We start from the raw sequence: 26,776 nt of genomic DNA, 5'->3' as shown, positions 1-26,776 counted from the left end.
TGTTTGGTTAAGATAGTGCGAAGCTCCTGCTTCGCACTATGGTTACTTCGTTAGCGAGAAAGGCACCGCTTCCGGTTTCGTTCCCCAGCTTTTCGAAGGCTTGCCGGTCAGGTCGAACTGCACGGTACCACCTTTCTGAATATCGCCGTGTTCGAGGTAAGTTCTGTCGTACGACTTTCCATTGAGCTTTGCACCCTGGATGTACAGGTTACTATCACTGCTGGCCGGCGCTTCGACCGTGAATTGCTTGCCATCTTCCATGGTAAGCGTCGCCTTTTTGAATAGCGGTGAGCCGATTACATATTGCGTGGTGCCTGGGGTGGCAGGGTAGAAGCCCAGCGAAGAGAATACGTACCAGGCAGAAGTCTGGCCATTATCTTCATCGCCGCAGTAGCCGTCGGGCGTTGCCTGATACAATCTTTTCATTACCTGACGCGTCCAGTACTGTGCTTTGTCGGGCGCGCCCGCGTAGTTGTACAGGTAAATCATGTGCTGGATCGGCTGATTGCCGTGTGCGTAGTTACCCATATTCATAATCTGCATTTCGCGGATTTCGTGGATCGGGAAGCCATAGTAGCTGTCGTCGAATACGGGAGGTAATGTAAAAACGGTATCCAGTTTTTGAACAAATGCCTCACGGCCGCCCACGAGGTTGATCAGTCCTTTCACATCCTGGAACACCGACCACGTGTAGTGAATGCTGTTGCCTTCCGTAAATGCGTCGCCCCATTTGAATGGATTGAATGGCGCCTGAAACTTGCCATCCTTGTTCTTGCCGCGCATCCATTTGGTTTCGGGGTCGAACAGGTTCTTATAGTTCTGGCTTCTTTTCAGGTACAGATCGATTTCCGACTGCGGCTTTTTGAGCTCCTTACCCAATTGCGCGATACAGAAATCGGCATAGGCATATTCGAGCGTACGGGCAGCATTCTCATTGATTTTTACATCATAAGGAACATAACCCAGCTCGTTGTAATATTCATGACCAAAACGGCCTACCGAGCTAACTGGTCCTGCATGTTCTGTGTTTTTAATCACCGCTTCATACAGTTTATTAATATCATAGCCGCGGATGCCTTTTACATACGAATCGGCGATGAGCGAAGCAGAGTTCGAGCCAATCATACAATCGCGGTGGCCGGGACTAGCCCATTCGGGCAGGAAGCCGCTTTCGTCGTATGCATTGGCAAGGCCTTCCATAATGTGCGAGTTCAGCGTCGGGTACATCAGTGTGAAGAATGGGAATACTGCACGGAACGTATCCCAGAAACCGTTGTCGGTGAACATATAACCTGGGCGTACCTCGCCATTATAAGGGCTATAATGTACTACTTTGTTGGCCTTATCCATTTCATAGAACTTCCGTGGGAAAAGCAGCACGCGGTACAAGCAAGAGTAGAATGTACGGATCTGATCTATATTGTCACCTTCAACTTTAATGCGTGAAAGCTCGGTGTTCCATGCCTGCTCACCTTTCGCTTTGGTAGCATCAAAAGAATCATTGCCCAGCTCGCGTTGCAGGTTCAGTTCCGCTTGTTCAGGGCTGATAAAGGATGAAGCTACTTTGATACTAACCTGCTCGCCTCTTTTGGTTTTAAACCCAACTACCGCACCCACATGCGCCGCACTTAGTTCGAGGGTGTCTTTTGCAAGCGTTTTGCCGTGGAATGCGGAGGAGAATGTGAATGGTTTATCAAAAATCAAAACAAAATAATTCTTGAAGTTGGCCGGTACACCGCCGCTGTTTTTGGTTGTATAACCAATGATCTTGCGTTCTTTCGGAAGGACTTTTACATAAGAGCCTCTGTCGAATGCGTCCAGAAGTACAAATGAAGTGTCGGCTTTCGGAAAAGTAATGCGGAACTGTGCGGCGCGTTCGGTTGGCGCGATTTCGGTCGTAACGTCGTAATCTGCCAGATATACCTTATAATAATGCGGCTTGACAGTTTCTGCTTTGTGCGAAAACCAGCTTGCGCGGCTTTCTTCGTCGATTTTCAGCTTACCGGTAAGCGGCATGATCGCGAACTGGCCGTAATCATTTATCCACGGGCTGGGCTGGTGGGTTTGTTTGAAGCCACGGATCTTTTCGGAGTCGTACATATAAGCCCATCCGTCGCCCATTTTGCCGGTTTGGGGCATCCAGAAGTTCATTCCCCAGGGCAGGGCAATTGCCGGGTAAGTGTTACCGGCCGACAGGCTGAATTTCGATTGCGTACCCATCAGCGGGTTTACGTAATCGACCAGATTAGCAGTACCTTGCCCGTAGGATAATTGCACTGCTGTAATGATGGTAAAAAGGCAGGACAGGAGTTTTTTCATGTTGGGGATAATTCTTTTTTATATTGGATCTGGGAATTGCAATGCAGGGACAAAAGTAATCGAAGGGCAGAGAACAAAAAGTAAAGGGGCCAAAGATTTCCCAACGGCAGGTTTCCTGACATTTTGTACCGGCATAGTTCTTTTTAACGTTAGGGGACGGAGGCGACCGACAGCCTTCAAAAAATCTTTACACATAAATTCCTGGTCTACGGATCGCACTCTTTCAGAATGTGGTAGGGTAAATCGGGTTTTGAACCCATAGCAATCAAAATGACAGAACATCTTAACCGTCTTACACCGCGTCAGATCGTTTTCGAGCTTGACCAATATATCATCGGACAAAATGACGCGAAACGCAATGTGGCGATCGCACTGCGGAACAGGTGGAGGCGAATGAACAGTCCCGAGGACATTCAACGGGAAATTATCCCGAACAACATATTAATGATAGGAGCCACGGGTGTCGGTAAAACGGAAATCGCCCGCCGACTGGCGAAAATTGCCGATGCTCCGTTCGTGAAAGTGGAAGCTTCCAAATTTACGGAGGTCGGTTACGTGGGCCGCGACGTAGAAAGCATGGTCCGCGACCTTGTGGAGCAGGCGGTAGGCATGGTACGGACACAGAAAAAGGAAGAAGTGAAGATCAAAGCCGAGCAGGTTGTGGAAGATATTATCCTTGATGCACTGATTCCGCCTGTTCACGGGTCGGGTCCGGTAAAGCCGGTAACCGAAAACGGTTCCGACGAAATGCCCCAGAGCGATGCCGAGCTCAACCAGCGTACCCGCGAGCGCTTCCGCGAGAAGATACGGAACGGCGAGCTCGACAGCCGCAAAATCGAGATTGAAATTCAGCAAAACCAAATGCCTAATGTGGGCATGATCGGTGGGGCAGTCGATGATGTTTCGATGATGAATATTCAGGAGATGATCGGGAATATGATGCCACGCCGGGGTAAAAAGCGGAAAGTGACCGTCGAGGAAGCGCGCAAACTGCTTCTGGACGAAGAAGCTTCCAAGCTGATCGATATGGACGAGGTAAAATTGGAAGCCATCCAAAAGGCTGAAAACCTGGGTATTATCTTCATCGACGAGATCGACAAGGTCGCATCCAGCCGCTCCGGGGGAAGCGGTCCGGACGTGAGCCGGGAAGGCGTGCAGCGCGACCTGCTGCCGATTGTCGAAGGAAGTGCTGTCAATACCAAACACGGCGTGATCCAGACCGATCACATTCTCTTCATCGCTGCGGGCGCATTCCACGTCGCCAAGCCGTCGGACCTGATTCCCGAGCTGCAAGGACGCTTTCCGATCCGTGTCGAGCTCAACAGCCTTACGGAAGGTGATTTTTACCAGATACTGAAAGCGCCTAAAAACGCATTGACGAAGCAATACAGCGCCATGATGGAGTCCGAGGGTGTAGAGCTGGAATTTGAAGACGGCGCATTACGCGAGATTGCCCGCATTGCGTTCGAAGTAAACAGCGAAGTCGAAAATATTGGTGCCCGCCGCCTTCAGACTGTCATGAGCTCACTCCTCAACGATTTTATGTTTGATATCCCCGACGTCATCGGCGACGGTTCGCACATCGCCATTACCGCCGAAATGGTGCTGGACAGACTGTCGGCACTGGTGAAGAACAGGGATTTGAGCCAGTATATTCTTTAAAAGGAGGAAAGGGAGGATGGAGGAAGGGATTCTATTGCTTCCGTTCTCCCTTTCTTCCTTTTTGTTTAAGCAAATGTTACTAAAAACGCTGCTCCTGACAAAATGGGAATAGACCGGAATGAGTGCATTACGTTTAGGTCTGCATCGCCTGTTACAATGCATATGGCATCACAAGTAAGCGCCAGTTCCAGGATCATATTGTCCTTCTTGTCCCGGCATTCGCTGATCTTGATCGTTGGGCTAAACATTATCGAATTTTCCCTGATTTTTCTTAAAATAACCTGCCGTCTATCTTCGGAGAGGTATTTATCCAGTTTTTTGCGATAAAGTACATGGGTGTACTCATTTAGAAGTTCTTGACTAAGCGCTATCCCGCCAATTTGAAGAGCTTTGTCGAAGACTTGCGCGCTTACAGAGTTTTCTATCAGCTGGGCGCTGATGAACACATTTGTATCGATGACAATGAGTGGTCTACTCATCCCTGATAATGTTATCCAGCTCCTCCTGGGTCAGGCCGGCCGATGACATTTCAGATCTTAAAGTTTGAAGGAACGAAGTATATTCTTGAGTAGGATTCGTAATTAGCTCTTCGGCAAGCGAAATGTTGATTTTATTGCGAATAGCCTTCCTGGCCGCTTCCGGCGCATTGCGCCATGCCTCGGCTACAAGGTCATCCACTTCAATCACAATCGTTTCCATATTCTTCGAGCTTAATCAAAGATACGAAATTTTATTTTAGGGAGGAAAGGGAGGAAGGGGAGGAAGGGGAGGAAGGGGAGGAATGGAAGTTTTAAACACCTTCCTCCCTTCTTCCTTCACTCAAAAAACAACCACTCAAAAGCTTTCGGAAACTCTTTGTTCCATTGTTTTTCTGCGTGTTCGCCTTTGGTGTCTATCGATGATTTGATTTTTACGCGGCTGTAACCGAAGCTTTGTGTTTCCAGCGTTTCTTGGAGCTTTGTCACGTTCGGAATCATGTGGCTGCCTTCTTTGCCGCCGGCGTAGAGGTAAATGCGGGTTTCGAACGGCTCGAAAAAATGGACGGCATCGAAATGGACTTTCTCCGAAATCCACAGCGCCGGTGAAAATACCATGAACTTTCCGAATGTCTGCGGGAACATCAGGGCTGCATAAATGCTTAGCAGGCCACCGACAGAACTTCCTCCGATGCCCGTGTTGAGCCGGTCGGTTTTCGTACGGTACCTGGCATCAATATGTGTTTTGAGCGGTCCTGAAATAAATTGGAGAAATTTGGCTCCGTGCCCTTTGCCCAGCTTCGGGTTGTCGTATGGAGAAAGCTCCTGCACCCGGTCCTCTTCGCCATGGTCGACCGCGACTACAATCACGCCGGCCTTGTGCTCCTTCGCCAGCGTGGCGAGACTTTTGTCTATTTCCCAGTTACCATATTCCGAACCTTCTCCAAGCAGGTTCTGGCCGTCGGTCATGTAAAGTACCGGGTAGTGCTGGTCGGGATTTTCGTAGTAGTCGTGTGGAAGCAGCACGCGCACGCGGCGGGTACGGCTGAACTGCGTGATTTCAAATGCTTCCGAAACCGTTTCAACGATGGGGGAAAGGTCGGTTTTGGCCGAAATGTCGGTTTGCCAGCGGATTACATTGTCCTTTACCAGCGTTTCGCCGGCTTTGATAATGCGGTTGCCGTAAGGCTTTCCTGCGCGGTCGAGCTCTACCTGGTTCCAGCCGCCACGGGTATATTTATATTCAATAGGATCGGGTAATTCCGAGTCTTCGGGGAATTGATACCGGTAATTGCCCGGGCTCACCATCGTCATGCGGTATTCTTCCAGGTCGGGGAGCCACTTGCAAAAATTGCCAGTGACAAAAACCGGACGGTTATCGAATGGTAATGTGCTTAATACAATGGTAAGGGTGTCAACTTCTACTTGCATTCTACTCTGGTACTTTCATTGAGTCACTTCGGGTTATGAGGGGGCAAAAGTACTTATTTATCAGCTTTTTTAATATAATTTATAAACTCAAATCGAAAAATATGACGGTCGTCGGGCTCATGAAGGATTCTTCCCGCCTCAATCCAGGCATTGGGTTCCAGGATTTCGAAAAAGGTATCGCCCTCGATTTCGGTATGAACTTTGGTGAGGTAAATGTGGGTGGCAACCGTTTGTGACTGTTTGTAAATCTCGCCCCCGCCTACAATGCAAACTTCCTCTCCGTCAATTTCTCCGGCCTTTTTCAAAGCTTCCTGCAATGAATGGGCGACTATTACGCCCTCAAACGCAAAATCGGGGCTCCTCGTGACGACAATGGATGTCCGCCCCGGCAGCGGTTTTCCGATCGACTCGAACGTCTTTCGACCCATGATCATCGGGTGCCCTAGCGTAAGTTGTTTAAAGCGTTTAAGATCGTCCGGCAGTCGCCAGAGTAGCTGATTATCCTTACCGATAGCGCCGTTTTCGGCTGCCGCTACGATGATTGAAATGTGCATTTGTTTGATTTACAATTTATATCCCCTCAAAAAATCCCCCACCGCCATCCGCTTCTTTCCCTCAATTTGTAATTCTTCGATGGCTAACCAGCCATCGCCGGTACGGAAATGCAGGTAGGATTTGCCGTCGCTGTGGTATTCGCCCGGTTCAGAATTGCCTTCTGAATCAATAGGTTTTGTTTTAAAAACCTTACAGGAAAGGCCGTTCAAAGTCGTCCAGGCGGCCGGATAGGGCGAAAGGCCCCGTACGAAGTTATGAATTTCGGTTGCCGACCTGTTCCAGTCGATCTCACAGGTCTCGCGAAAGATCTTTGGGGCGGTTTTAATGTCTTCGGGCTCGGATTGCGGCTCCTGCGGGTAGCTGCCTTCCTGAATGGCGCGCACGGTTCTCACAACCAGGTCCGCACCTTTGCGCATGAGGCGCTCGTATAATGTGCCCGCATTGTCTTCCGGGAAAATGGGCTCTTTGTCCTGGAAGATAATCTTGCCGGTGTCGATGTCCTTTTCGATGAAAAAGGTCGTCACGCCGGTTTCTGTTTCGCCATTGATGACGGCCCAGTTGATGGGCGCCGCCCCGCGATACTGGGGCAGTAGGGAGCTGTGGAGGTTGAATGTGCCTTTCGACGGCATACTCCAGACTACCTCGGGGAGCATCCGGAATGCCACTACCACCTGCAGGTCGGCGTTGTAGGATTTCAGTTCTTCCAGAAAGGCCGGGTTTTTCAGCTTTTCAGGCTGTAAAACGGGTATACCCTGCGACTCTGCGTATATTTTGACAGGTGATGCCGTTTGCTTCTGCCCCCGGCCCGCAGGCTTGTCGGGAACAGTTACGACGGCCACAACATTAGAATTGCTTTCGACCAGACTTTGTAAACTCGGGACCGCAAATTCGGGCGTTCCCATGAAAATAATTCTCAACGGATTTGACATATCAGATGGCGCTTTTGGATAAAAATGGTGCTACCATTCACAAATATTGTTAATTTTGTCGTTCTTAACAGAAAATTATGGTGAACACAAAATCATATATCAACCGAAAAGAAAAGGTCTTCTAGCCTTCTACGAGAGTTTCCATTACTCTGTAGAGCGGTCTTCGAGCCGTTCTTTTTTTTTATGTAAAATTTCAAAAATCAAAAGACTTATAAACAAATTAAAGGTCATGGCTAAAATTTCATACTATACGGAAGAAGGACTAAACAAGCTGAGGAACGAGCTGAATGAGATGAAAACCAAAGGCCGCACGGAGATTGCACGACAAATTGCAGAAGCGCGGGATAAAGGTGATTTGAGTGAAAATGCGGAGTACGATGCGGCGAAAGACGCGCAGGGTATGCACGAAATGAAAATCGCCAAACTGGAAGAAATTATGTCCAACGCACGCGTTATCGACGAGTCGTCGATGGACACTTCTCAGGTTTCAGTTCTTTCGAAGGTGAAGATCAAAAACCGTAAGAATGGAATGGAAGTGACCTACACATTGGTATCGGAAGAAGAGGCGGACCTGAAAACAGGCAAAATCTCGGTAGGTTCGCCGATCGGCAAGGGGTTGCTGGGTAAAAAAGTAGGAGAAACAACGGAAATCAAGGTTCCTGCCGGTATGATGGAGTTTGAAGTGCTCGACATCAGCCGTTTCACAGGCGAATAATAAGTTATAGATTTGATGGGTTGGGTTGCGGAATGACATCATTTCGCAACCCAACTTTTTTGTGGAGATTTGTGATGAACCCCAGCCCCACACCACTATGCGCATCAAAGGTTTCCTCCTTACCGTTCCCTCCCTCCGCGTCGACGGGATGGCGTTGTTTCCGTTCATTTTATTGAAGCGAAAAGGGCCTTCGCGTTATTTACTCAATCATGAGCGCATTCATTTGAAGCAACAGCTTGAACTCGGGCTGGTTATCTTTTATATCTGGTATTTGGTCGAATATTTAATCCGATTCGTACAATTCAGAAATCATTATTTAGCCTATCTTCATATTTCGTTTGAAAAGGAGGCCTACGCCCACGAGCGCGACCTCGGGTATCTGCGGAGGCGACGGTTCTGGGCCTGGTGGAAGTACCTTTAAGAACGGAGTTTCAGTCGTTATTTAATTTAAAAATATGTCAGATCAGAGCACAGAGTTTCTTTATAAGTACCTGAATAATGCTTCGCCAACCGGCTTCGAATCGACGGGGCAGCAGATATGGCTCGACTATATCAAGCCATATATTGAAGAACAGATTATCGATGTGTATGGAACGGCAGTGGGGGTTATCGGTCCCGGCCAGGATTACAAAGTGGTGATAGAAGCGCATTCCGACGAGATTTCGTGGTTTGTGAACTACATTTCCGAAGACGGCTACATCCACGTTCGCCGCAACGGCGGTTCGGATGCAGCTATCGCGCCTTCGATGCGTGTGAACCTGCATACGGCCAAAGGCGTCGTGAAAGGCGTTTTTGGCTGGCCCGCGATCCACGTACGCGATACCGCCAAAGACCAGGTGCCCAAAGTACATGAGCTTTTCATCGATGTAGGCGCTGCCAAAAAGGAGGAAGTGATTGAAATGGGCATTCACGTAGGTACCGTCGTGACATTCGCGGATGGCCTCGATGAACTGAACGGTAAATATTACCTCGGCCGCGCGCTCGACAACCGCATGGGCGGATACATGATCGCGGAGGTAGCGCGTAAGCTGCACGAGAACAATGTGAAGCTGCCTTTTACATTATATGTGGTGAATGCGGTGCAGGAGGAAATCGGCCTTCGCGGTGCCGAAATGATTTCGCGCCGCTTGAAGCCTGACCTTGCGATTTGTACGGACGTAACGCACGACACGCAGTCGCCGATGTACAACAAAAAGGAGCAGGGCGACCTGAAATGCGGCAGCGGGCCGGTGATATGTTATGGTCCGGCGGTACAGAACAATGTACGCGACCTGCTGATCCGTGTAGCTGAGGAGAAAAACATTCCTTTCCAGCGCCAGGCGGTTAGCCGGTCGACCGGTACGGATACGGATTCATTTGCCTACTCCACAGAAGGTATTGCTTCCGCGTTGATCTCATTACCATTGAAATACATGCATACCACCGTGGAAATGGTTTCCAAGGAGGACGTGCAGAATGTAATACAACTGATGTACGACGTGCTGCTGTCGCTGAAAGGGGACGAGGATTTCAGGTACATTAAGTAATGCGTTAATGTCACCCTGAGCGTATTCGAAGGGTCTTTGCGACGACGTCATCGCATGGGCTTCGACTGCGCTCAGCCTGACAAAGCAACACACACCTTCGTTAGCATACTTCATAACTTCATCAACTTACTGGAAAACAATGGACAACCGGGCACGCGGGCGCGGGGCTGCTATCAACACGCCCAACAAATTCTTCAAACACGAGATCGAGTACACCTCCGAAGACTGGCAGCAGTGGGAAGATCCCGAGGTAAATCCCAAAACACAATTCATCGAAGAGGAATCCAAGACGCTCATGAGCGTTTCGGACAGTCCTGATTTACCTAATTTTCACTCCATTAACCCTTACCGGGGCTGTGAGCATGGTTGCATCTATTGCTACGCAAGAAACTCACACGAGTATTGGGGCTTTTCGGCCGGGCTGGATTTCGAGACTAAGATTGTCGTGAAAAAGAATGCACCGCAATTACTGGAAAAGCTGTTTAATTCAAAGAAATGGGTACCGCACCAGATTCACATTTCCGGTAACACAGATTGTTATCAGCCGGGAGAAAAGAAATACCGATTGACGCGGCAGCTGCTGGAAATATGTCTGCGATACCGTAACCCGGTGAGCATTTTGACCAAAAATGCATTGATACTTCGCGATCTGGACGTTCTTGAAAAAATGGCGAAACTCAACCTCGTGCACGCGGCGCTTTCGATCACTTCGCTGAATGAAGAATTGCGCAGCGCATTGGAGCCACGGACGGTTACCGGTAAAAGGCGTTTGCAGGTGCTGAAAACATTGAGCGAAGCGGGTATTCCGACGGGCGTTATGACGGCGCCGATCATCCCGGGGCTGAACGACCAGGAAATACCTTCGCTGATACAAGCGATTGCCGAAAACGGGGCATTATGGTCGCATTACACGGTGGTACGGCTGAATGGCGCTATTTCGACATTGTTTGACGAATGGATCCACCACCATTTTCCCGACCGGGCGGCGAAGGTTTTAAGTCAGATCAAAGAATGCCATGGAGGTGTGGTGAACGATTCGCGGTTTGGGATCAGGATGGTAGGAGAAGGCAACTTCGCGGAGCACATCCGGCAGTTGCACGACCATTCGTGCAGGAAATACCTGGCCGGACGGGAACTGCCGCCTTTGGATACTTCCCAGTTTATGCGGGCGGGGCAGATGCGGTTGTTTTAGCTAAAAAACCTATTTTAGTCGTCCTAATCCCAACCACATGAAAACACTGGCATTGGCCGTAGGCCTAAGCGCAGCATTAGCTGTCAATAGCAACTGCGTCAATTCGACATCTCAAAAGAGCGCCGAGATGGCGGATTCGCTTTCCGCGGCGCCCGAAGATCTGTTCAAAGCGAAAAGCCCGACCACCGGTGCAGACCAGGTATCGCAATATCTCGATTATTTGAAAGGTAAAAAGGTCGGTATAGTAGTCAACCAGACTTCTATCATTGGTACAAAACCGATCGTGGACAGCCTGGTTGCATTAGGGGTGAATATCGTTACCATTTTCGGCCCGGAACACGGCTTCCGCGGCACGGCCAGCAATGGCGACAAGGTGAACGATAGTGTTGATCCGAAAACCGGTATCCCTGCCATTTCACTTTATGGAAAGCTCAAAAAGCCCACGAAAGAACAAATGGCGGCCATTGACCTTATGATCTTCGACATTCAGGACGTGGGCGCGCGCTTTTACACGTATATCAACACGCTCGGGCACGTAATGGAGGCATGTGCGGAGAGTAACAAGGAAATGCTCATTCTTGACCGCCCGAACCCGAACGGCTTCCTGGTCGACGGGCCGATCCTCGAAGATCACCTGCGTTCGGGAATCGGGATGTACAAAATACCGATCTCGCATGGCCTCACGATAGCCGAGTTTGCGCAGATGATCAACGGAGAGGGTTGGTTGCCCAACAAAATGCAATGCAGGTTGAAGATCATCAAAGTGGCCGATTATACGCATGACACGCCTTACGTTTTACCCGTGATGCCGTCGCCGAACCTCAATACGCAGCAATCGGTGATGCTGTACCCGCATATTTGCTTGTTTGAAGGCACCATTCTGAGCCAGGGGCGTGGTACTTACATGCCCTTCACGGTGTTGGGAGCTCCGTTGCTGAAAGGTAAGTACGACTTTTCCTTTACACCACACAGCATCAAAGGCATGAGCGAAACGCCATTGCATCAGGACCAGGAATGCTACGGACTCGATTTACGGAAATATGACCTGAAAGAAATCCGGAAAAGTGGCAAGCTCAATCTGAAATGGCTGATAGACCTCTACAAGGCGTATCCCGACAAGGAGAAGTTCTTCGACATGAGTCAAAGCAAGCAAATGGGCAATTTTGACAAGCTGTCAGGAACGGAAAACCTCAAAAAGCAGATTATCGCCGGAACACCGGAAAACGATATACGGAAAAGCTGGGAGCCAGGACTTGGCCAGTTCAGGGAGATGCGAAAGAAGTATATGATTTATCCTTAAAATGCTCAAATACAGGAGATTTTAAACAAAACATCCCAGGGATACTTCCCAGGGATGTTTAATTATTCTCAACGATATTTAATTAAAACTGATAGCGATTTAGTTTAGGTTATATATGTATGTGCCGTGTGCGTTTGAGAAACAAATGTGTGCATAATGCTCAGTATCATGCCAAAAATGCTCAATCGACCTAATTACGTTTTTTGTAGTGAAACAGATGCCTGGACCTCATAAAAATCTTAAAATTTATTGAAGCCCAGGCCTTCTGTCGGGGTAAAGTATATATGAAATAATAGAAGAGGGTGTTTACGTGCTATAAAATTACTTCGCATGTAACTCCTCTACAAATCAAAGGGGTGAAGTATAAGTTTCTTGGGGTGAAATCCTGTAAATCGTAAGTAACCGTTTTTTCTCCTGATAATACAAAAAATCAGGAGAATGTTTTTATTCGACTGAGGAGTTCAGTCCGGTTATCATTCGTGATCGGGATTTCAATGTCGTTGATCATCACGTGTACATAGTCTATGGCCGTAATGGCGTTGAGATTGATGATAAACGACTTGTGTACGCGGAAAAAATAGTTGGTCGGAAGCTGCTGAAGCATGTTTTTCAGCGTTTCGCGGATGGTATATTTTTTCTTTGTCGTGTGGAGCTCCAGGTAGTTGTCATCGCTGCGGATATATAGGATGTCCGTGAGCATGATTTTGGTGAACATGTGCTTTTCCTTGATAAAAAGCGCGTCGGTGATGACCGTCGTGTCTTCCTTCTCCTCCGAGGTAGTTTCACCAGCGAGCGCGGCCAGGCGGTAATTCTTCAGCGCCAGCTTCACAGCCGTATATACCGTGATTTTTTGAAAAGGCTTTTGTAAAAATGCGTGTGGTGCAGCCTGCAATGCCGCATTGACTACCGCAATGTCGTCGTGGGCCGAGAGAAACAGAAAAGGGATTTTGAAATTCTCCCGTATGTAATGCGCCAGGTCGATACCCGTTTGATAACCATTGAGGTTGATATCCAGAAGAGCCAGGTGAAAAACCTTGCTGTCGAGTAGTTCAGTGGCTGTCGTGTAATCGGTCGCAATATCATTTGCCTGGTAGCCAAAACCATTAAGCAAAAATTGGAGATGTTTCGCAATGATAAAGTCGTCTTCAACGATTAGAATATTCATCTTTGATATAGCCAGCCTTTGCCTGCCTTAATGTGAATGTAAAGGTTTACGTTTTGAAGCAGCCGCGGTTAAAGAGCCGTTAGTGTACAAATAATAGGATAATATACGAATTAATTATAACGTTGGATTGGCCGAATATATCGAATTATCCATCAGATACCGCCGTTTACGCATCCCGCCTTTAAAATAAAAGCAAAATGCCTTATTGCACAAGGGATTGTTAGTTTGTAGTAATAGTTTTATTATGAGGCTCAACAAAACCAAATTTTTAAGTTTGGTCTATTTAACTAAATATTTGCATAATTAGATTCTCTAATTACCGTGGTTCGGGAGTTTTTCGGGTTGTTGAATGCAACACATTTTACGACCAAAAGCCTGTTGATGGGTGAAGCGAAAACCGGTGGAGAATAGCTGTTTACACCGGACGCGCTGTTTTTTCGGACTATGGGTGACGCTGTTCCTCCGGGCGTTGCACGGTTTCCAGGCTTTTGTGGCGACCTGTCAGCCCGAAGAGCATTGCGATAACCGCCAGTCCGCCAAAGAACCAGAGGCTAAGTTTCCAGTTGTAATATACGATCGCAATCAGGCAGAGCACGGAAATCGCGAGGGCGATGGCCGGAAAGTAGGGGAATGCCGGGACCTTAAAGGGTCTTTCGAGCTCCGGTTCTTTATTTCTTAAAGCAAACAACGCCACCATGCTGATGATGTACATTACCACCGCGCCTAATGCAGCGAGGATGATCACCTGGTCGGTCGTACCGAGCGACAATGCCAGGCAACCCGCGATACCTCCCGCGAGAAGCGCCCAGTGCGGCGTCTGAAACCGGGCATTCACATTTCCAAGGAACGAAGGCAGGTAACCTTCGCGCGCGAGGGCGTAGATTTGTCGGGAATAGCCGATAATTGTACCGTGAAAGGAGGCGATAAGACCAAAAAGGCCCAGGCTGGCGAAGAGCTGGGTGAGCCCACTGTCACGTCCGAGCACGATACCGAGCGCAGCCGGAAGGGGGTAGTCGATGTGGCTGAGTTGCTGCCATGGCGCAACGCCGCCGGTGAATACCATCACGGCAAGTGCGAGCACCACCAACGTGAGGATGCCGTAAATGTAGCCGCGTGAAATGGTCTTTTTCGGATCTTCTACCTCTTCGGCAACCATTGCCACGCCCTCGATCGCCAGGTAGAACCAGATCGCGAAAGGCAATGCGGCGAAGACACCCGCCCAGCCGAAAGGCATCGGTTCCGAAACAAATGTCTCATACGAAAAATGAGGCGCAACGATGCCGATGTAAATCAATAGCTCCACTACCGCCAGCACAGTGACCACGAGTGAAAAAGTGGCCGATTCCTTAATTCCAAGCAGGTTAATCAGGATGAATATGGCATAGCAAGCGAACGCGACTTCCAGTACCTGCAAATTGGGATACAAAAAATGGGTATAGCTGCCCAACGCGAATGCGATGGCCGGCGGCGTTACCAAAAATTCCACCAACGTGGCATAGCCTGCTATAAGGCCGCCCCACCAGCCAAATGCCCGGTAGGAATAAGAAAACGGCCCGCCTGCTTGCGGAATGGAAGTCGTTAGCTCGGTGAAGCTGAAAATAAACGTCACATACATCACTGTCACGACCAGCGTTGCAATGAGAAAGCCAACGGTTCCGGACACGCCCCATCCGTAATTCCAGCCAAAATATTCGCCTGAAATGACAAGCCCGACGGCTATGGCCCAGAGGTGGATCGGTTTGAGGACTTTTTTAAGCGTGGCGGTTTGTTCGGCAGACATGAAGGACAGGTTAGACTAATTGATGGCAGTACAATATAGTCTATAACTCTCCCAAAGCCATTTGATACTATTGAAAAAATATCTTGGGCGGTATTTTGTTTTGTAAAACTACCTCGGAGCAGTGCGAAGGTAATCGCCGAGTTCGCGGACTTTGTCGGTATTGAGGTAATCGACGCCCAGCGCCATCATGGTTTTCCAGGAGTTGATATTGTCGGGTGTGGCCCATATCCGCACCTTTTTGCCCTTGTCGTGTACCTCGGTGATCATTTTCTGGATCTTCTTTTTGTCCTTCTCCAAAATAGGGCCTTCGCCGTTCCAGTTGGAATATTTTTGAAATGCCTGGCTGATCAGCCCTACATGTGCCATCTGCGCCGGTGTATAAGCGTTTTCGGGACGACCGTCGAAATAAATGAAGTCAGGGTATTGCTCGAACAGCGTCGGATCAGGGACATTGCCGCTGACGACGACTTTGACACTGCCGGCAGGTGCAAAGATGTTCTTATACGGTTCCAGTACCTTGATCAACGCTGCCAGTGTGGGTTCGCCTTCTGTTTTGAGATCGATCAGCAATTGCAGTGGAATATTGTCCTGAGAATAAATACGCCCGCCATTCTGTTCGGTTTTTTCAAGAATGGGAAGAAGGTATAATGCCTTAAAAGTACGATTGGGCCGGATGTCTTTCAGGTTATGGGCTACAAAAAGAGTGTCGTTGACGAGGAAAATATCGGCCTCCACCGACCCGAACTGCTGCTCATAAGCGTCCGTAAACGGGCGTACCCTTTCATAGTCATTGTGGGAATGTGCCTGGGCCGTAGAATAAGACTTAACGCTCTGGGCAGCAATGAATTGAATAGATAGGGTGAAGCTGATGAATAATGTAGTGATTTTTTTCATGGGCAAATAGATGGATCGGAGTAAAGAGATTAGTTCGATAACGCAATCGTTACCTGTTTGATTTCCCTATCGAAGAATTTTCTACTGATTTTTTGGGATAAAAGGAACAAATTTTCGGCCAATGCCCGGATCGTTTTAGAATATCATTATTTTTAGCCTTACTTATTAAAAACTGATACCTGATAATTGACGCCTGCATGAGCCAGAATTCTCCTCTTTTCCGAAAAAAAACTGTTGACCAGATTCTGAAAGATGCCCATTCGGGAAGTGAGGGAGGCTTAGCCAAAGTGCTGGGCGTGCGCGACCTGGTGTCGCTTGGTATCGCAGCCATTGTGGGCGCGGGGATTTTCAGTACCATTGGTCTGGCGAGCTATAATGGCGGACCGGCGGTGTCGCTGCTCTTTGTTTTTACGGCCATCGCATGCGTATTCACGGCGCTGTCGTACGCGCAGTTCGCCAGCACGGTGCCTGTTTCAGGTAGTGCGTATACCTATGCGTACGTGGCTTTCGGCGAGTTGTTCGCGTGGATCATCGGTTGGGCGCTTATCCTCGAATATGCCGTTTCCAATATGGTTGTGGCCATTTCATGGTCGGAGTACTTTGTAAGTATGCTCAAAGGTTTTGGCATTACATTGCCGGGCTGGCTTACGATCAACGGTGAAACGGCGCGGGAGGCCTTTCAGAAATTGCAGGTTTCGGGCGCGGCTCAATTGTCGGACTATGAGCGTGTTGCTGCGGCGGCCTATGAGTCAGCCCCGATGATCGGTGATTTTCACATTTTGCTCAACCTGCCCGCCGGTTTGGTAACCCTGCTCATTACCGCATTGGTTTACATCGGGATACGCGAATCGCGGACGGCCAGCAATATCATGGTGGTGTTGAAAGTGGCAGTCGTGTTACTCGTAATCCTGGCAGGCGCATTTTATGTAAAACCTGAAAACTGGTCCCCATTTGCCCCTAACGGCGTGAAAGGCGTACTGAGTGGCGTCGCTGCCGTGTTCTTCGCGTTCATTGGCTTTGATTCAATTTCAACGACTGCCGAGGAATGCCGTAACCCGCAGCAGGATATGCCCAAAGCGATGATTTATTGCCTGGTCATTTGTACCGTATTATATGTATTGATCACGCTCGTGCTGACCGGAATGGTGAATTATACCGAACTGAAAGTGAGCGACCCGCTGGCATTTGTATTCCAAAAGAATGGCCTGGATTTTATGGCCGGCGTTATATCGGTAAGCTCTGTGATCGCCATCACCAGTGCATTGCTGGTTTATCAATTGGGCCAGCCGAGGATCTGGATGACCATGAGCCGCGATGGCCTGCTATGGAAACGTTTCGCCAAAATCCACCCTAAGTATCAGACGCCTTCTTTCGCAACAATTGTAACCGGTTTTGTCGTAGGTATTCCTGCATTGTTTTTCAAAATGGATTTCTTCGTCGACCTGACGAGCGTGGGGACTTTCTTTGCATTCATCCTCGTGTGTGGCGGTGTGCTTTACCTCGACCATAAAGGCATTTCCGCACGTTCCAAATTCCGCGTGCCATATATTAATGGGAAATACCTGGTGGGTATATTGTTCTTTCTGGCGATACTGGGAATCCTGACTTACGGGCAAGGGATAATTCTTGAATGGAGAATGCTCAGCTTTACTGAAATTATCGAACATAAGTTACTCACGATTATTTTCTGGATCACCTGGTGTACGCTTTCGATATTGAGTTATCAGCATAATTTTTCCGCTCTCCCCGTGGCCGGAATCCTGACCAATTTGTATCTGATGACTGAACTCGGCGCCTCCAACTGGCTGATATTTGTGATCTGGCTGGCGATCGGTTTGGTGATCTATTTTAGCTATGGATATAAACAGAGCAAACTGGCACAAAAATAGGGAAGCTGGCTGGCTTCCCTTTCTCGCATTGATTGCTTAGGTTATCACTTGGCCGCCTGGCTATTTTTTCTCAATTTTAAGCTGTATCGAATACTTGTCTTTGGTCCTGGTCGAATCACCGAACTTCGGGTAAGGATTGACGGCGGCGAGCACAAGCCTGTATTTTTCTCCGGCAAATGTCTTTTCCAGCGTATCCGAGCCTGTTGAGGCGTCACAGGTCCCCAGGCACATTTTGACGTGTTCTTTAATTCCCCCCTCGGTGGTAACGCCCGCAAGCAGGAGGTCAACTGCCGCCCGGCCGCCCCAAATGCATGTCACACCTTCCGGGCAACGGCTGTCTTCCACTTCAAAAAACGTCAGCGTAGCCTTTGGAACGTCATTCAGTGTGACGGTTTCTTTGTATTGAATACCTTGCTCTTTCTTATCCACACCGGTACTTTTGCAGGCCACCGCCATGGTGGCCAGGAGTACGAATACAAACTTTTTCATCGGGTTCTCATTTAGGTTTGTTGCAGGACAACAGGGCGGTGGGGATGGTTGTAACGGGGCGTTTCAGACCGCCGACGGTAGCCGTCGCACTACTAAAATTCCAACGTAAACACCGTTCCTTTTCCAACCTGTGATTCGACGTTGAGCTGGCCGTTATGCTGCTGTAAAATCTGGCGGGAGAGGCTTAATCCAATGCCTGAGCCTGTTTTTTTGGTGGTGTAGAAAGGGATGAAAATGTTCTCCAAAGCCTCGGGCTCGATGCCGTCTCCATTGTCTGCAACTTCGATTATGACGGTACCATCAACCTGGTAGGCCGAGAGCGTGATGAGCCGTTCGGTTTGGTGCGAAAATGCCTCTGAGGCGTTCTTGATAAGGTTGATCAATACCTGCTGAATCTGGCTGGCATCGGCTTTTACGGTCAATAATTCGGGTTTTACAGACAGTTTCCAAATCACACCGGATTGTGTCAGGTCGGTTTGAAGCAATTGTAAAACTTCCTGCAACAGCTCTGCTACGCCCAGGTTGGCGAATACCGGCTTGGGTAATGTCGTAAAGTCACGGTAGGCATTTACAAATTGCATCATGCCTTTGCTGCGCTTTTCGAGTGTGGATAATGCTTCTTTTAAATCATTTACCGCCTCCTGGTCGCTCGTCGAGCGTTCGATATCTTCGTTCACGATCAGGCGCATAGTGCCCACAAGGGATACGATGGGCGTCATGGAATTCATGATCTCATGCCGCAGCACGCGGGTAAGGTTTTGCCACGATTCCACCTCCTGTTGCTGCAACTCGGTCTGAATGTTTTGCAAAACCACAATTTTAACCCACATTCCACGCAGCTGGATGGCGGCTGCCTGCAATGCAAGCGGCTGGTCGTTGGGCGTACGGTAAAGCTCGCGTACGCCGGTATCAAGGTCCGAAATGAGTTCGTAGAGACGCGGGTGCTTGTCTTTGAGCTCGGCCAGTTGATGAAGCCGGTAAATACCCAGCATACGCAGCGCCGCGTTGTTGATCAGATTTACCTGCCCGTTGGCGTCGAAGGTGATAAGGCCAGTCCCGATATGTTGGACGATGGTATTAAGGTATTGCAAATTCGCTTCCTTCTCCGCGCGCGCCTGCCTGAACGCCAGCAAAACCTCGTTGAACTGCTGGTTAAGTTCTTTGAACGTCCGGCCCATCTTATTGTCCGAGCGGAAGTTGATGGTAAAGTCCGAATACCTTACCGATTCCAGAAAATAGGTCAGCTTGCGATTGACATTCGTGACGTACTGGTACAGCAGCGATCCCTGTATGAATATAAATATGGTGCCGAGAATGTACACCAGCGTTTCGTTGGTGTGCTTGGACGCTAGCCAGGCAAGGGCAACGACACTCAGGACAATCACTGCTATCCTGATCATAATCATAATACTGAAATGCCGGAGTCCGATCATGCGGGGAAAGCGGGATAGGGTCGAGGTTTAGTTTTCGATCACACTTTGCGGCACACCGGACATCTCGCTCAGGATGTATTTTTCGAGCGAAGGAATCTTGTAATGTGCCATATTAAACTTTTTATCTTCAAAAACTTCAGCCGCGGGTACCGAGATCGTGACCATGCCCGCCGCGTGTGCCGAACGCAGGCCTGCGTGTGAGTCTTCAAAAGCGATGCATTCTTCGGGCAAAACCCCGAGTTTTTTAGCGGTAGTAAGGTACACGGCCGGGTGCGGCTTGGTATGTTCTTCCAGCTCACCGGAATGCCAGGTGTCAAAATAGTCAATAATTTCCAGTCTTTTTAATACGCCCTCGATGAGTTCCATGTGCGAGGCCGAGGCGACCGCCAGTTTCAGACCCTGGTTTTTCAATTCCTTAATCAATGTAATAGCGCCTGGCATAGCTTCGGCATTGGCCAGAATGTCGTGATGGGCCTTTTCCAGTATTTCCATTTCAAGCTCTTCGAAAGAAGGTGTGTTCCATGGCTGTATTTTGTGACAAAAATCGAGAAATAGCTTGATGGATAGGCCGGTACTTTGAAGACGAAGTGCGTCGGTGATTTCAAAATTTACTTTTTGCATGGCAGAACGCGCTGCTTCCGTCCACATCGGTTCGGAGTCTATGAGCAGGCCGTCCATGTCGAAAATTGCTGCTTTGATCATGATCAGGTGAGTGTGGGAATTTTTGATAACCACCCAAAACTACTACATTCGTCGGTGATGAAGAAGGAGTGGAGGGAGAAAAGGGATGAAGGGGAGGAAAGGGAGGAGGGAAGGAAGTGCTGCATTTCTTTTTTCCCTTTCCCCCTTCCTCCCTTTTCTCCTTTACTCCCCAAAAACAGCAACGATGGTCATTCAATTAGAAGCAAACCTGGAAAAACTGCATGCTACGGCTCCGCTGGTGCATAATATTACCAATTTCGTTGTGATGAACTTCACCGCCAACGCATTGCTTGCAGTGGGGGCGTCGCCTGTGATGGCGCACGCCGTGGAGGAAGTAGAGGACATGGTGGCGATTGCCGGAGCCCTGGTGATTAACATTGGCACACTTTCCACACATTGGGTCGAAGGGATGAAGCTGGCGATGAGAAAGGCTGCCGAACTGGGCAAACCCATTATCCTGGACCCGGTGGGCGCAGGTGCGACGCCTTACCGCAATAACGTGCTTACTGAGTTGCTGGAAACTGCCCCGCCCACGATTATCCGGGGGAATGGCTCTGAGATCCTTGCATTAGCTGGCGCAAACGTTCGCACGAAGGGTGTCGATAGTACTACCGATTCCGTCGATAGCATTGGTGCCGCACAGGCATTGAGCGCGCGCTTCGGCTCGGTTGTGAGTGTGAGCGGCGCAGTGGACGTGATCGTGCATGGCGCACGCACCGGATGGGTTTCGAATGGAGTGCCATTGATGACCAAAGTGACGGGTATGGGTTGCTCAGCGTCCGCCATTGCCGGCGCATTTGCGGCAATTTGCAATGATCCGTTTGATGCGGCGGTGTCGGCGGCTGCGACGATGGGCGTCTGCGGAGAGCTGGCCTACCGGAATGCGAAGTTGCCGGGTTCGTTCCAGATCGCGTTTCTGGACACCCTAGCGGCCATCAGCCCCGCGCATTTGGCAGAGTTAAGTAAAATCAGGATTGAATAGGTATTGTTGTTACAAGCCTGACGGCATTTTTGAATTGATTAACTGTGTTTTGAAATGAATATTAATCCAAATCTCGAACTGTATTTGGTGACCGACGAGGCCGCATGCCTTGGCCGAGACTTTTTCTGGGTTGTGGAAGAGGCGGTAAAGGGCGGCGTTACGATGGTGCAGTTGCGGGAAAAATCGCTTTCTACCCGGACATTTATCGATCGCGCGAGACGCTTGAAAAGCCTTTTGGAAACTTATAATGTCCCGTTGATCATTAACGATCGAGTGGACGTAGCATTGGCTGCGGATGCGGACGGCGTGCATATCGGACAGAGCGATATGCCTTTTCAAATGGCCCATCGGTTGCTTGGAGAAGGCAAAATCATTGGATTATCGGCGGAAAAGCAATCCGACGTGCTCGAAGCGGAGCATTGGAACCTGTCGTACCTCGCCGTGAGCCCGCTTTTTAATACGCCTACCAAAACCGACACCGAAAAGCCCTGGGAACTCGACGGGCTGCAATGGGCGCGGCAGCAGAGCCGGCATCCGTTGGTGGTGATCGGCGGGCTTCATCCGGGCAATGCCGGCGAGGCCGTACTGAACGGCGCGACCGGTATTGCGGTAGTATCGGCCATTTGCAGCGCGCCATCGCCCCGAGAGGCTGCCCGGGAGCTTAAAACAATTGTTCAGGAGTCGATATTGTGGCCAGCTACAAAGAACTCCTGACTACATCTGACAATTCCTGACCATCAAAAACATTCCATATGAATCGTTACCCAACTGTACTTACCATCGCCGGATCCGACAGCGGAGGTGGCGCGGGCATCCAGGCCGATCTGAAAACGATTGCCGCACTCGGTGCATACGGAATGTCGGCCATTACGGCGCTCACTGCGCAGAATACCCAGGGCGTGCGGGCCATTCACCCTGTTCCACCGGCGTTTTTGCAGGAACAGTTGGAAGCTGTTTTTGAAGATATCAGGGTCGACGCCGTTAAAATCGGCATGATCAATACCGTGGAAGTAGCACACGTGATCGCGCATGTGCTAGACCGTTTCAGGCCTCGTTTTGTTGTTTTTGATCCGGTAATGGTTTCTACCAGTGGATCTAAGCTCATTCAGGACGAAACGGTAGCCGTACTTTGGGAGGAGCTTTTCCCCCGCGCAGACCTCATTACGCCTAACCTGGACGAAGCCGAAATACTGATCGGCGGCCGGATCCGAACCCCGGCAACCATGAAGGAAGCGGCCATTCAAATGGTCGAAAAAGGGTGCAAGGCGGTGCTGCTCAAAGGCGGTCACCTTGTAGCGCCGACCATTTACGACGTACTCGCACAAAGAGGGCAGGAGCCGCTGATTCTGGAATCGGATTATATCGAAAGCCGGAACGTACATGGCACGGGCTGCACGTTGTCATCGGCCATTGCTACCTACCTGGCCAGGGGCAATTCGCTGGCGGAATCGATCATTTTTGCGAAGGAATATATTGCCGGCGCCATCAGGGAGGGCAAGGACGTCGTTACAGGGCATGGTCCCGGCCCGCTGAATCATTCATTTTCACCACTTTCAATGCAAATCGTTTCATGAAATTTACCGACCTGCTCTGGGCGGAAGCGCTACCGGTCTTTGAAAAAATACAACTGCATCCTTTTAATCAGGAGCTGAGGGAAGGCACATTACCGCTCGAAAAATTTAAATTTTACATTTACCAGGACTCCCTTTACCTCGCGGATTTTGCACGGGCGCTGGCGGTAGCAGGTACAAAGGCCGGTAACAGCCACGAGCTGCTGGATTTTCTCCATTTTGCTCAAAATGCCATTCTGGTAGAGCGGGCCTTGCATTTGGGGTATTTCAAAGAATATGTCATCGACTACCAATCGGGCAAAGCTCCGGGCTGTTTCGCCTATACGAATTACCTGATGGCAATGAGCGCATTCGAATCATACGAAGTGACGGTCGCCGCATTGCTTCCCTGCTTTTGGATTTACAAACAAATCGGCGACTACATTTACGCCAACCAAACCACTCCAAATCCCTACCAAAACTGGATTGATGCTTACGCTGGCGAAGATTTCGCTCATTCGGTGCAGAAGGCACTGGCTATTTGCGACCACCTCGCCGACAACGCTTCCGAAACGACGCGAGCCAGAATGATGGAGGCTTATGTTACTGCGTCGCGGCTGGAATATGTGTTCTGGGATAGCGCCTATCGGTTGGAGCAATGGGCGATTTGAGGTAGTTTCGATAGACCATGGATGGGTGACGATCTGAAACTCCCCCGTTCAAAAATTTTTGCAATAACTTTTAGGGTACCGCCCGGCTGAGTTGTCAGAATTACAAAACAACCAGCCATGAAAAAATTTATCTTGACCTTAATGGCCGGGGCGGTGAGCGCCCTGGCCTTTGCCCAGCCTGCCCAGACCGTCAAAGGGCGCGTCGTCGATACCGAATCACAGCAACCTGTGATCGGGGCTAATGTGATCATAACTTCCGTGACGCCCATTCTTGGCGGTGTAACCGATACCGAAGGGAATTTTCGCATCGAAAAGGTACCCGTCGGCCGCCATTCGTTCAAAATAACGAGCATTGGTTATGACGATGCATTCGTACAGGAAATCAATGTGGGGTCAGGCAAGGAAGTGGAATTGAATGTCAAGCTGACGGAATCCTTTCGGTCTTTGAATGAGGTGGTTGTGAAAGCGCAGAAAGAGAATGGAGCGCCTTTGAACGATATGGTAAGCGTGAGTGGCCGCTCATTTACGGTGGACCAGACGAAGCGTTTTGCTGCTTCTGTGAACGACCCGGCGCGGATGGCCATGTCGTTTGCAGGCGTGGCGGCGACCGACGATGGTAGTAACCAACTTATTATCAGGGGAAATAGCCCGAAAGGAATGTTGTGGCGCATGGAAGGCGTCGAAATCCCGAATCCGAACCACTTTGCGCAGGAAGGCGCAAGCGGCGGGGGGATCAGCGCATTGAGCGCCAATGTGCTCGGTAATTCCGATTTTCTTACCGGCGCCTTTCCGGCAGAATACGGTAATGCAACATCCGGTGTTTTTGACCTCAAACTCAGGAAAGGGAACAATGAAAAACGTGAATACGCAATGCAGGCAGGTATTCTCGGGCTCGATTTTGCCGCCGAAGGCCCCATTGGCGCGAAGGGCGGTGCTTCTTATCTGGCCAATTACCGCTATTCTACTCTTTCCGTTCTTAATAAGATCGGGGTTAATCTTAATGGCGATGCTTCGATTGATTTTCAGGATGGCGCTTTCAAGGTATATATCCCTTACGACGACAAAGTGGTAGTGAGCGTTTGGGGAATGGGTGGAATCAGCACGTCGAAGGTTGACGATGACGATTTTAAAGAAAAATTCAAGTCGAATCGCGGGATGGTTGGCGTGAATTATCTCCGCTATATCAACAGCAAATCCTACATGGAAAGTGTCGTTTCCTACTCGGCGACGAGCCAGACGGGGGATTTCTATGACAAAAATATCGATGCGACGTATCAGCAGAAATTTGTAAACCAGGCACTTAGGATCTCTTCATTATATAATTACAAACTCAATGCGCGTAACACGGTGCGGCTCGGCGTGATCATCAATCATCTGGATTTCAACCTGTATGATAAGGATAATGAAGATGGCCCTTATGAAATTAATGTCGACCGGAAGGGCAATACCCAGCTGTTTCAGGCCTATGCGCAATGGAAGTCGCGTTTAACACCTACCGTTACCGTAAACGCCGGTTTGCATGGTATGCTGCTGGCATTGAACAACCGGTATTCGATCGAACCTCGCGTGGGAGTGAGATGGGCGCTGGCACCGCGTTCGACCGTGAGTTTCGGGGCGGGGCTGCACAGCAAAACAGAGGCGATCTCTACCTACTTTGCACAAGTGAAAGTGCCAGACGGCAAAACCGATTTACTGAACAAAAACCTGAAACTGACGAAATCAGCACATTTGGTGGCGGGTTACGAGTTCAGGCCGTCGGCGAGCTGGCGGGTTCTCGCAGAGACCTATTATCAGCACCACTATAACATTCCCATCGGCCCGGCGAACACGACAACGCCCTATTTGCTGCACAATTCGCAGTTGAACGAGATCAGCGGTTTTGTAAGCGATTCATTGACGAGCGATGGTAAGGGGCGCAGTTACGGTTTAGAGCTTACCGTTGAGAAATCGCTCACCGCGGGCATTTACCTGATGAGCACGACTTCAATATACCAATCCAAATATACCGGTCGCGACGGAATCGAGCGTGATAGCCGATTTAACGGCAAATATGTGCAGAACTTCCTTGCGGGTAAGGAATGGCGTGTAGGTAAGAGCAAAACCAACATTTTTGCAGCGAATATCAAGCTTCTGGCAGCCGGTGGGAATCGTACCACGCCGATCGATCTGGAAAAATCAAGAGAAAAGGGCCGCACGGAAAGGGATTGGTCTAAAAGCTATGCTGAACAATTGCCTGCTTATTTCCGTACCGACCTGCGTTTGAGTTATACCAAAAACAAAAAGCGCACAACCTCGACTATTTCGCTCGACATTCAGAATGTGACCAACCGGCTTAACGCATTCGATCGCTATTACAATAAGAAAGAGGATCGTGTGAAGCTGATTACCCAAACAGGAATGTTGCCGATACTGAATTATCGTTTGGAGTTTTAAGGCACTGGTGGCGGGTTCCGGTATGATAAATTACCCGCAAGCATGCGGACGATGCAGCGAGTCTTTGGAACAGTTGTTTTATGGAACCGGATGAAACCAAAATAGCAACAGATCTAAAAACTAAGGTTATGGAAAAGGATTTTGAAGATAATCAGGCCACTAAGAAACTGAAATCGCTGGCGGAAGACATCCGGTTCTGCATGTACACAACCTACGAAGACGGGCGGATCGTGTCGCGGCCGATGACGACGCTGGACATCGACGCGGAAGGCAATATCTGGTTCTTTACGAGCCGCCACGCCGAGCTCGTGAAAGATGTCCCGCAAGGAAATGCCCGCCGCGGGGATCAGGTGACATTGATTTACTCAGACCCGAAAAGCAATACTTACCTGAGCGTGTCGGGTACGGCGTCGATCGTGGAGAGTGAGCGCCGCAAGGATGAACTATGGAACCTGATGTCGAAAGCCTGGTTCCCCGGTGGAAAGGATGACCCCGATCTGGCGGTCCTGAGGGTTACCACACAAGAAGCTGCATATTGGGATAGTACTTCTTCCAAAATGGTCGTATTCTTCTCGATGCTCAAAGCGGTGATCACGGGCAGCACGCCTGACGGCGGGGATCATGGCAAGTTGAATCTGGTGTAGATGTATATATATTGAATGCAAAAGAGGCGGTCGGGTTTC

The 26,776-nt window shown here is 49.5% G+C and carries 25 protein-coding genes; 13 read left to right on the top strand and 12 right to left on the bottom strand.

Translation table 11 applies throughout. The features are described from left to right. Positions 1 to 42: 42 nt before the first annotated feature. Positions 43 to 2,319 carry a GH92 family glycosyl hydrolase gene (locus tag IEY24_RS16715; protein ID WP_188934080.1) on the bottom strand — a complete coding sequence of 759 codons (2,277 nt, stop codon included), beginning with the start codon at positions 2,317 to 2,319 and terminating at the stop codon, positions 43 to 45. 270 nt (positions 2,320 to 2,589) lie between these two features. On the opposite strand from IEY24_RS16715, the gene hslU reads away from it, so the two are divergent. Then, a complete protein-coding gene (gene hslU / locus IEY24_RS16710) occupies positions 2,590 to 3,981 on the top strand; it encodes an ATP-dependent protease ATPase subunit HslU (protein ID WP_188934078.1) in 1,392 nt (463 codons plus the stop codon). 65 nt (positions 3,982 to 4,046) lie between these two features. Here hslU and IEY24_RS16705 read toward each other — a convergent pair whose 3' ends face one another. The 5 genes from IEY24_RS16705 to fmt form a co-directional block, all read right to left on the bottom strand. Then, positions 4,047 to 4,460 (bottom strand): putative toxin-antitoxin system toxin component, PIN family, encoded by a 414-nt coding sequence (locus IEY24_RS16705; RefSeq protein ID WP_188934075.1) that lies wholly within the window; start codon positions 4,458 to 4,460, stop codon positions 4,047 to 4,049. Continuing rightward, positions 4,453 to 4,680 (bottom strand): hypothetical protein, encoded by a 228-nt coding sequence (locus IEY24_RS16700; RefSeq protein ID WP_188934073.1) that lies wholly within the window; start codon positions 4,678 to 4,680, stop codon positions 4,453 to 4,455. The genes IEY24_RS16705 and IEY24_RS16700 overlap by 8 nt, the downstream gene beginning before the upstream one ends. Positions 4,681 to 4,796: 116 nt before the next feature. After that, on the bottom strand, positions 4,797 to 5,888 hold the full coding sequence (locus IEY24_RS16695) for an alpha/beta hydrolase (protein WP_188934071.1): 1,092 nt from the start codon (positions 5,886 to 5,888) through the stop codon (positions 4,797 to 4,799). A 53-nt stretch (positions 5,889 to 5,941) separates the two neighbouring features. Beyond that, entirely contained in the window at positions 5,942 to 6,442 is a 501-nt protein-coding gene (locus IEY24_RS16690) for a dihydrofolate reductase (RefSeq protein ID WP_188934069.1), read from the bottom strand. A 9-nt stretch (positions 6,443 to 6,451) separates the two neighbouring features. Then, the gene (fmt, locus tag IEY24_RS16685; protein WP_229222450.1) at positions 6,452 to 7,372 is read right to left on the bottom strand and encodes a methionyl-tRNA formyltransferase; all 921 of its coding nucleotides are present in this window, start codon (positions 7,370 to 7,372) and stop codon (positions 6,452 to 6,454) included. A gap of 229 nt (positions 7,373 to 7,601) precedes the next feature. On the opposite strand from fmt, the gene greA reads away from it, so the two are divergent. The 5 genes from greA (at position 7,602) to IEY24_RS16660 (ending at position 12,105) form a co-directional block, all read left to right on the top strand. Next, positions 7,602 to 8,087, top strand: coding sequence for a transcription elongation factor GreA (gene greA / locus IEY24_RS16680; protein ID WP_188934067.1), 486 nt, complete (start codon positions 7,602 to 7,604; stop codon positions 8,085 to 8,087). Positions 8,088 to 8,184: 97 nt separating this feature from the next. After that, complete coding sequence (locus IEY24_RS16675) at positions 8,185 to 8,508, top strand: hypothetical protein (RefSeq protein WP_188934065.1); 324 nt, start codon at positions 8,185 to 8,187, stop codon at positions 8,506 to 8,508. A 34-nt stretch (positions 8,509 to 8,542) separates the two neighbouring features. Beyond that, the gene (locus tag IEY24_RS16670; RefSeq protein WP_188934063.1) at positions 8,543 to 9,613 is read left to right on the top strand and encodes a M42 family metallopeptidase; all 1,071 of its coding nucleotides are present in this window, start codon (positions 8,543 to 8,545) and stop codon (positions 9,611 to 9,613) included. A 139-nt stretch (positions 9,614 to 9,752) separates the two neighbouring features. Then, positions 9,753 to 10,805 carry a PA0069 family radical SAM protein gene (locus IEY24_RS16665; protein ID WP_188934061.1) on the top strand — a complete coding sequence of 351 codons (1,053 nt, stop codon included), beginning with the start codon at positions 9,753 to 9,755 and terminating at the stop codon, positions 10,803 to 10,805. A 37-nt stretch (positions 10,806 to 10,842) separates the two neighbouring features. Further along, complete coding sequence (locus IEY24_RS16660) at positions 10,843 to 12,105, top strand: exo-beta-N-acetylmuramidase NamZ family protein (RefSeq protein ID WP_188934059.1); 1,263 nt, start codon at positions 10,843 to 10,845, stop codon at positions 12,103 to 12,105. Positions 12,106 to 12,535: 430 nt separating this feature from the next. Here the strand turns inward: IEY24_RS16660 and IEY24_RS16655 are convergent, their stop codons facing one another. The 3 genes from IEY24_RS16655 to IEY24_RS16645 all read right to left on the bottom strand — a co-directional run bounded on the left by IEY24_RS16655 (position 12,536) and on the right by IEY24_RS16645 (position 15,944). Beyond that, entirely contained in the window at positions 12,536 to 13,270 is a 735-nt protein-coding gene (locus IEY24_RS16655) for a LytR/AlgR family response regulator transcription factor (RefSeq protein ID WP_188934057.1), read from the bottom strand. Between the two features lie 442 nt (positions 13,271 to 13,712). Continuing rightward, complete coding sequence (gene eat, locus IEY24_RS16650) at positions 13,713 to 15,050, bottom strand: ethanolamine permease (protein ID WP_188934055.1); 1,338 nt, start codon at positions 15,048 to 15,050, stop codon at positions 13,713 to 13,715. A 108-nt stretch (positions 15,051 to 15,158) separates the two neighbouring features. Then, positions 15,159 to 15,944 carry a phosphatidylinositol-specific phospholipase C/glycerophosphodiester phosphodiesterase family protein gene (locus IEY24_RS16645; protein WP_188934053.1) on the bottom strand — a complete coding sequence of 262 codons (786 nt, stop codon included), beginning with the start codon at positions 15,942 to 15,944 and terminating at the stop codon, positions 15,159 to 15,161. Between the two features lie 197 nt (positions 15,945 to 16,141). On the opposite strand from IEY24_RS16645, the gene IEY24_RS16640 reads away from it, so the two are divergent. Next, positions 16,142 to 17,833, top strand: a complete 1,692-nt coding sequence (locus IEY24_RS16640; protein ID WP_188934051.1) for an amino acid permease — start codon at positions 16,142 to 16,144, stop codon at positions 17,831 to 17,833. Positions 17,834 to 17,893: 60 nt separating this feature from the next. Here IEY24_RS16640 and IEY24_RS16635 read toward each other — a convergent pair whose 3' ends face one another. From IEY24_RS16635 to hxpB, 3 genes are all read right to left on the bottom strand, one after another. Next, entirely contained in the window at positions 17,894 to 18,322 is a 429-nt protein-coding gene (locus IEY24_RS16635) for a hypothetical protein (RefSeq protein ID WP_188934049.1), read from the bottom strand. Positions 18,323 to 18,414: 92 nt separating this feature from the next. Then, the gene (locus tag IEY24_RS16630) at positions 18,415 to 19,728 is read right to left on the bottom strand and encodes a sensor histidine kinase (protein WP_229222707.1); all 1,314 of its coding nucleotides are present in this window, start codon (positions 19,726 to 19,728) and stop codon (positions 18,415 to 18,417) included. 54 nt (positions 19,729 to 19,782) lie between these two features. After that, on the bottom strand, positions 19,783 to 20,457 hold the full coding sequence (gene hxpB / locus IEY24_RS16625; protein ID WP_188934045.1) for a hexitol phosphatase HxpB: 675 nt from the start codon (positions 20,455 to 20,457) through the stop codon (positions 19,783 to 19,785). A gap of 184 nt (positions 20,458 to 20,641) precedes the next feature. Here hxpB and thiM point away from each other — a divergent pair, with 184 nt between their 5' ends. From thiM to IEY24_RS16595, 6 genes are all read left to right on the top strand, one after another. After that, a complete protein-coding gene (gene thiM, locus IEY24_RS16620) occupies positions 20,642 to 21,439 on the top strand; it encodes a hydroxyethylthiazole kinase (protein ID WP_188934043.1) in 798 nt (265 codons plus the stop codon). Between the two features lie 54 nt (positions 21,440 to 21,493). Continuing rightward, positions 21,494 to 22,153, top strand: coding sequence for a thiamine phosphate synthase (gene thiE, locus IEY24_RS16615; RefSeq protein ID WP_188934041.1), 660 nt, complete (start codon positions 21,494 to 21,496; stop codon positions 22,151 to 22,153). Positions 22,154 to 22,191: 38 nt separating this feature from the next. Then, positions 22,192 to 23,013, top strand: a complete 822-nt coding sequence (gene thiD, locus IEY24_RS16610; protein WP_188934039.1) for a bifunctional hydroxymethylpyrimidine kinase/phosphomethylpyrimidine kinase — start codon at positions 22,192 to 22,194, stop codon at positions 23,011 to 23,013. Then, entirely contained in the window at positions 23,010 to 23,660 is a 651-nt protein-coding gene (tenA, locus tag IEY24_RS16605) for a thiaminase II (RefSeq protein ID WP_188934037.1), read from the top strand. Before thiD ends, tenA begins: the two co-directional genes overlap by 4 nt. Positions 23,661 to 23,777: 117 nt before the next feature. Then, a complete protein-coding gene (locus IEY24_RS16600) occupies positions 23,778 to 26,093 on the top strand; it encodes a TonB-dependent receptor (RefSeq protein WP_188934035.1) in 2,316 nt (771 codons plus the stop codon). A 128-nt stretch (positions 26,094 to 26,221) separates the two neighbouring features. Beyond that, positions 26,222 to 26,737, top strand: coding sequence for a pyridoxamine 5'-phosphate oxidase family protein (locus IEY24_RS16595; RefSeq protein ID WP_188934033.1), 516 nt, complete (start codon positions 26,222 to 26,224; stop codon positions 26,735 to 26,737). Positions 26,738 to 26,776 lie beyond the last annotated feature (39 nt).

The sequence above is a fragment of the Dyadobacter endophyticus genome, assembly GCF_014641595.1.
In the GTDB taxonomy this organism is placed as follows: Bacteria; Bacteroidota; Bacteroidia; order Cytophagales; family Spirosomataceae; genus Dyadobacter; species Dyadobacter endophyticus.
This window is presented reverse-complemented; position numbering and strand designations above follow the sequence as displayed.